The following is a 6092-nucleotide window of genomic DNA, read 5'->3' as shown; positions in this document are numbered from 1 at the left end:
AATTGGTAGATGGTGGAGATTCGATCCCCTCGGCCTTACGCCTACATCTCATTATATTTTGAAGAACTTTTTCTTGTTTCGCTTTCCCCGTTTCCTACACCCTGTTTCGATGGGAGTGCAAAGGTAGGAGAGTTTTTATTCTCTTCCAAATTTTTCTGAAGAAATATTTTAATCTTTTTTCTGATTAAGTAACCTCGGAAAACCAACACTGTTAAGGCTTTGAAACCCAATAGAGAGGAAGAAAACTGTGCAAAGAACTAGACGTTTTCCGTTGTTAGCGGGATGCAAAGGTAGAGACTTTTTCCCGTTACTTCCAAATGTTTTGAAAAGAATTTTTATCTATTTTTTGAACATGCCTGCAAACCATTACCCAGCAAGCATTCCAGCATTAAACGTTCCCTCAGGATACATCACCTGCATCAAACATAATCCCTCCGGCGGCACCGCAAAATCGGCATTCGTACAATCCTTACTAAGGATCGCCGCCCTGAATTCATCCAACGTCAGCTTACCTCTTCCCACCCGCAACATCGTGCCCACCAAGCCTCTCACCATACCACGCAGGAATCTGTTCGCACTCACGTTATAGACTATACGCCCTTCTTCCTGCGTCCATTGTGAAGTATATATATTACAATTGAATGTTTTCACCTGTGTATTACGCTTGGAGAAAGTACTGAAGTCAATGTACTCTTTAATGATCTCTGCCGCTTCCTGCAATAACCCCATGTCCATCCGGTAAGGATAAAAATAGCCGCGGTCACGCAAAAAAGGATCCTTATAGGTATATAGTGTATACTCATACGCACGCCCCGTTGCCGCAAACCGGCTATGCAGTTCATCCGGCACCAGGTACACTCCCTTCAATACAATGTCCGGCGGCAGGATCGCATTCACTTTATAAGTAAACTGCGGATGCAATGCAGTATCCGTATCAAAATGAAGGAAGTTCTGCCGCGCATGCACCCCCGCATCCGTTCTGCTGGATCCCGTTGTAATGATCTTCTCCCGCATCAGCAAGCCCACCGCACGATCTACTTCTGATTGTACGGTAATTGCATTTTCCTGCACCTGGAAGCCGCTGTAACGAGCCCCCATATAAGCTACTTCTAAAAAATACCTGGCCATGTTGCGCGAAAATAAAGAAATTTAAAACGACAAATGGCGAACAACGTTCCAAACCGTCATTCGCCATTTGTATATATAATGTACATGGAATTATTTCTTGATCATCGCCTTAAAACGTCCTTTGTAATAATCTTCCTTCAGCAGGTCCGCCAGAGTAGAGAAGTTTTGCGTATCATAGGTCCTTGCATATGCCGCATCCAATAACTGGTAACGGCTCTCTTCTGTAGATATTAATTGCGTCAGTGCACGGATCTGTTCGGTACTGATACATACGGACCGCGTACCCTTCCTGAATGCATCCACCATATCATCATCACTCTTCTTGCTATTCATCGTACGCAGCAGCTTGCGGAACGCATCTACTTCCAGGATCTTCTCACAATCAGAATTCACCATTTTGATGGAAGACTTCTTTTCTTCAACAGGAGCCTCAGCAACTGGCGTACTAGTATTAAATTCCGCATTCGCAATACTATCCTTCACAAATGCCGCACGTTCTGCCGCTTCTCTTTCTGCCTTACGTTTCTCACGTTTAGCCTCCCGTGCATCTTTCGCACTTATCTCTGGTTGTACAGCCGTCTCTTCCTCTGGTACTACTTTCTCCACAACAGGCGCTGCAGCAGCAGGTTTTGCTGTAGAATTAAAATCTATGAATTCAGGCTCAGCCTGTTCTTTTTTCTTTTTAGGTTTACGTTCTTTCTTCGCTACAGGCACTTCTTCCCCACCGCTCACGGTATCGGACATAGTCGCAGAAACAGAATCTACCATAGCAGGAACCGCTGTCGCCACCGCTTCATCCGCAGCCGCTTTCTTCTCATCCTCCATCACACTGCTTAATAAGTTTTGCTCCTCTTCAGACAAAGCCTCCCGCTCTTTACGGTTCTTTTTGCCTCTTGGTTTCTTCACCGGAGGTGCTTCAGCAGCAGGTACAACATCTGCTTCAATAGGAGCAGCCACCACAACCGGCTTAGGTTTCGGCGCTTCTAAAGGCATATCTTCCGGACGGTCGTCTGTTACCACCCTGTCCAAAGCCTCAGCAAAGGAGCCCTTTTTCTTTGGCGCGAGCGTATCCGGCTTTTTAGCCGCCAACGCCGTTTCCACATCTGCCTGCACATTATTCATCAATTCCTTCTGTTCTGCCGTTGAACCCTCACTGGAGATCCGGGTAACCGTCACATTCTCCTGCAAAGGCGCAGCCGCCGCACCACCACCGGATTTCAGCGTAGCAAAAGTTTGCAGATCATACAATGCATACTCCTTTTCGCCCGTATTCTTCAGCAAAAAACCATAATCCCGCTGCCCTGTAAGCCGGATCACATAAGACTGCTCAGGTGCCTCACTCTTCGGGAAACCAATGGTAACAGGTACTTTGCCCTGCGGTAATTTAGGCAGGATCACATACCCCTTCACGGAAGAACTCAGCATTTTCCCCTCCAGCTTTACATAAAAGGGCTGCTGCTTCTCGTGCTGAATGTACACGAAATAAGACGCGTCCTGCGCTGCAAGGCCAGAACATACCAGCAGGCAACAGAACAGATATAATAATTTTAATTTGAATCGATACATAATGCTTCTTCTATGCAAATATTATTCCAGCACAATTAATACTTCCCCTTTTTCAACGGCAGTGCGCTCCGTTACCTTCACTTCTTTCACAACGGCATCCACCGTTGCTTTAAAAACATTTTCCATTTTCATGGCTTCCAGGATCAACACCGGATCCCCTTTCTGAATAGCCTGACCCGGACTCACCAACACTTTCAGCACCATGCCCGGCATTGGCGCCTTGATGTCGTTCACCTTCCGGGAAGAAGCTTCGCTGATCCCCATGGAAGCCAATAAACGGTCCATCGGCTCTTCCAGGGCCACTTCATATAAAGCCTGCGCAATCTGAATGGTGAGCGTTTTCGCATCCCGGTCGGTTTTCACCACCTGTGCTACAAAACTTTTCCCGTCCATTAAGATGCTGAATCCACCGGAAGGCAGTGCTACTGCGCTCCAGTCTGTTTGCTTCCCGTTACATTCTACACCACCGGAACCCGGGGTTATCTCAAACGGCTGGGTGCCGTTAACTGTTGCTTTGATCATAAATAACCTGTCCTACTATTACAAAAATAACAATTTTAACCGCTTGCGTTGTATTTGGCCCATTTGTTTAAATTTGACCCCTGCCCTCGTGAGGAGGGCCTATTTTTGTCTTAAATAACAATACATGCATCAGCAACTCAAGAAATCATTCAGCATTTTGCTGGTTGGATTCGCTGTCATGGGGCTTTACGCCCCCGTGGCCGCGCAGTCCGGCGAGCAAGCAAAGGAAGACCCGGCGCTACAGATCTATCGATCCTCCTCCACTAAGATCAACAACCTCGTTCACACAAAGCTGGATGTACGTTTTGATTATGCCAAACGTTACCTGAACGGAAAGGCCTGGATAACCCTCCAGCCACACTTTTACCCAACGGATAGCCTCACCCTCGATGCAAAAGGTATGGACATCAAACAGATCTCCCTGGTACAAACCAGTGGCTCTTCTGTTGTGAAATTTCCCAGTGAAGCCATGCTGAAGACCGCCAAAAGCAGTCCCCTCAAATATGAATACGATGGCAAAGTAATTCGCCTGAAACTCAATAAAACGTACAATAGCAACGAATCTTATACAGTTTTTGTTGAATATACCGCAAAACCGGACGAAACAGATGTAAAAGGCAGTGCCGCCATCACAGATGCAAAAGGCCTGTATTTCATCAACCCGGATGGCAAAGATCCTAAAAAGCCCATCCAGATCTGGACGCAGGGCGAAACAGAATCTTCCTCTGTATGGTTCCCTACCATCGATAAAACCAATCAGAAAACAACTTCTGAGATCAGCATGACGGTAGATAAAAAGTACGTTTCCCTCTCCAATGGTAAACTGGTAAGCCAGAAACCCAATGCAGACGGCACGCGTACAGATACCTGGCGCATGGATCTCCCCCACGCCCCTTATCTCTTCATGATGGCCGTAGGAGATTTTGCCGTGGTTAAAGACCAATGGCGCGGCAAAGAAGTGAACTATTACGTAGAAAAGGAATATGCACAACACGCCAAAGCCATTTTCGGCAACACGCCTGAAATGATGACCTTCTACTCAAAGGTCCTCGGATACGATTACCCCTGGGTGAAATATTCCCAGATCATCGTACGGGACTATGTGTCCGGCGCTATGGAAAACACCACTGCTACTATTCACGGTGATTTCCTCCAGAAAACAGACCGTGAACTGCTGGATGATGATGACCGTCAGGGAGAAGCCGTGATCGCTCACGAACTGTTCCACCATTGGTTTGGAGACCTTGCCACCTGTGAATCCTGGAGCAATCTCACCATGAATGAATCTTTCGCGGATTACAGTGAATACCTCTGGTTTGAACATAAATTCGGTAAAGATGCTGCCGATGAACATGCTTACAGCGCCATGAACAATTACATGGAGTCCGCTGAATACCAGGGAGATCACCATCTCGTACGTTTTCATTATCACGATAAAGAGAACATGTTTGATGCCATCACCTACCAGAAAGGCGGCCGCATCTTAAACATGCTGCGTAATTATGTAGGTGATGACGCCTTCTTCAAATCCCTCAACCTGTACCTGAAACAGAATGCATTCAAAGCCACAGAAGCCCACCAGCTTCGTCTGGCAGTAGAAGAAGTTACAGGGCAGGATATGAACTGGTTCTTCAATCAATGGTATTTTGGCGAAGGTTATCCCACCCTCGATATCAATTATGATTACAGCCAGGCAGGTACCGCAAAAGTGTTCATCAGCCAGAAAGGTGATAAAGTATGGGACCTTCCCATGGCTATTGATGTTTACGCTGGTGGCAAAAAAGAACGCCACAACATACGCCTGACGGAGAAAGCAGACACCTTCTCATTTGCCGTTAGCACCAAACCAGACTTCATCAACGTAGATGCGGATAAAGCACTGATCGTCAAAAAAACAGATCGCCGCGATCTGAACACGTATGTATTCCAATACAAAAATGCACCTAACTACCTGGATCGCAGAGAAGCCATAGAAGCCTGTCTGAAACAGCAAACCAGCAATCCCGCAGCCCGCGCTACGGTAATTGCCGCGCTGAAAGACAAATATGAAGGCCTCCGCTCCCTCACGGTTAGTGGCCTGAAACTGGACAACAACGACATAAAAACCGCTGCCCTGCCCATTCTTACAGACCTCGCCAAATCCGATCCCCAATCCCAGGTACGTGCAGCTGCCATCAAGCAACTGGGCCGCCTGAAGGATGCACAATACACTTCCCTTTACGAAGGCGCATTGAAAGATCGCTCTTATCTCGTGGAAGGTACTGCCCTGAACGCTTTGGCAGAACTGGATATCAAAAAGGCCTACCAACTGGCCAAGTCCATGGAAAAAGATGCGAAAGGTTTGCTGGGTAGTGGTATCGCCAGTGTATACGCCAAAAACGGAGATGTAAGTGATGTGCCTTTCTTTGCACAGAAACTTCAGGAAACCTCCGGCCAGGAGAAGATCGGCGCTGCTATCATGTACCTCAACATCCTCGGCAGTGTAGATGACACACAGGTAGTAACCAAAGGCATCGACGAAGTGGTGACCGTTGTAGAGAATTTCAACAACAGCTGGGTAAACAATTACATCGTTAACCTGCTCACGCCAATGGCCAAAAAGAAACTGGACAAAGCAGCTACCGCAACGGGAGATACCAAAGCCGCGCTGAATAAGCAGGCCGAATATATCCAGCAGGTAGCAAAAAAGATCAAAGAGAATACCAAAAATGAAGAATAAAATGATGTAACCGGCTGTAGTAGTGCTATCAGCCGCCGTTGTGTATTCTAAGATAGTTCCAAATTTATATCAGGCAGCTGCCTGTAAATTTTCAGAGTAGGGTGTTTGTCGTTTAATGACGGCAAACATCCTGTCTACGAGTTTATTCCTGATAATA

Annotated in this window: 4 protein-coding genes; 1 reads left to right on the top strand and 3 read right to left on the bottom strand. The window is 46.7% G+C overall.

What is annotated here, in order from left to right; genetic code table 11:
• Positions 1-366: 366 nt before the first annotated feature.
• The 3 genes from truA to GFS24_RS28905 form a co-directional block, all read right to left on the bottom strand.
• The gene (gene truA / locus GFS24_RS28915) at positions 367-1128 is read right to left on the bottom strand and encodes a tRNA pseudouridine(38-40) synthase TruA (protein WP_153666025.1); all 762 of its coding nucleotides are present in this window, start codon (positions 1126-1128) and stop codon (positions 367-369) included.
• Positions 1129-1218: 90 nt separating this feature from the next.
• Positions 1219-2694 (bottom strand): DUF4476 domain-containing protein, encoded by a 1476-nt coding sequence (locus GFS24_RS28910; protein WP_153666023.1) that lies wholly within the window; start codon positions 2692-2694, stop codon positions 1219-1221.
• A 21-nt stretch (positions 2695-2715) separates the two neighbouring features.
• On the bottom strand, positions 2716-3216 hold the full coding sequence (locus GFS24_RS28905; protein WP_153666021.1) for a biotin/lipoyl-containing protein: 501 nt from the start codon (positions 3214-3216) through the stop codon (positions 2716-2718).
• Positions 3217-3340: 124 nt separating this feature from the next.
• Between GFS24_RS28905 and GFS24_RS28900 the strand changes: the two genes are divergently transcribed.
• Positions 3341-5935, top strand: coding sequence for a M1 family aminopeptidase (locus GFS24_RS28900; RefSeq protein ID WP_153666019.1), 2595 nt, complete (start codon positions 3341-3343; stop codon positions 5933-5935).
• The last annotated feature ends 157 nt before the right edge of the window (positions 5936-6092 follow it).

Origin of the sequence: Chitinophaga sp. SYP-B3965 (genome assembly GCF_009647655.1) — a bacterium.
Taxonomy (GTDB): Bacteria; Bacteroidota; Bacteroidia; order Chitinophagales; family Chitinophagaceae; genus Chitinophaga.
The sequence above is the reverse complement of the archived record's forward strand: the minus strand, read 5'-3'. Positions and strand labels throughout refer to the sequence as shown.

Coding starts and splice junctions, on each gene's coding strand:
- truA (WP_153666025.1), bottom strand. CDS start 1,128: ATGGCCAGGTATTTTTTAGAAGTAGCTTATATGGGGGCTCGTTACAGC.
- GFS24_RS28910 (WP_153666023.1), bottom strand. CDS start 2,694: ATGTATCGATTCAAATTAAAATTATTATATCTGTTCTGTTGCCTGCTG.
- GFS24_RS28905 (WP_153666021.1), bottom strand. CDS start 3,216: ATGATCAAAGCAACAGTTAACGGCACCCAGCCGTTTGAGATAACCCCG.
- GFS24_RS28900 (WP_153666019.1), top strand. CDS start 3,341: ATGCATCAGCAACTCAAGAAATCATTCAGCATTTTGCTGGTTGGATTC.